This is a genomic window from Rhodococcus sp. R1101, from assembly GCF_000278445.1.
Classification (GTDB): Bacteria; Actinomycetota; Actinomycetes; order Mycobacteriales; family Mycobacteriaceae; genus Rhodococcus; species Rhodococcus gordoniae.
Map to the genome: position 1 here is coordinate 1 of NZ_AJVB01000951.1, position 437 is coordinate 437.

Consider the following 437-nt stretch of genomic DNA (forward strand, 5'->3'; position numbering starts at 1 on the left):
CGCAGTTCGTCGCGGGTATGACGCAGGCGGCCGACGGGTCGCGGCAGCTTCGCGACGGTCTCGTCCTCCTCGACGACGGCGGACGGGCCCTCACGGACGGCACAGGCCAGCTCGTCGACGGTGTCGGTCCGGTGGCCGATGTCGTCGGCGGCATCGCGGACAACGTCCGGTCGGCGACGGAAGCACTGCCACGCACCGCGGCGGGTGATTCCGCGGCCACGCAGGCCACGACCGCGCAGGCCGAAGCGGCGGCCGTGCCGGCCGATCGTCTCCGGTGGCCGTTCGCAATGATCGCGATCGGCACCCTCCTGCTCGTCGCGGCGACGGTCGTCCCGCTCGTCGCCGCCCGCCCCGTCGCTGTCGTGCCGGCGCAGGCCGGCCGGTAGCACCGTCCGGAAGTCGGCGTCAGGCGGCGTCGAGGTGCGTGTTCAGCAGTT

Annotated in this window: 1 pseudogene; it reads left to right on the top strand. The window is 73.9% G+C overall.

The features are described from left to right. A pseudogene (locus R1101_RS0125430) lies at positions 1-386 on the top strand (hypothetical protein); the annotation flags it as partial. Positions 387-437 lie beyond the last annotated feature (51 nt).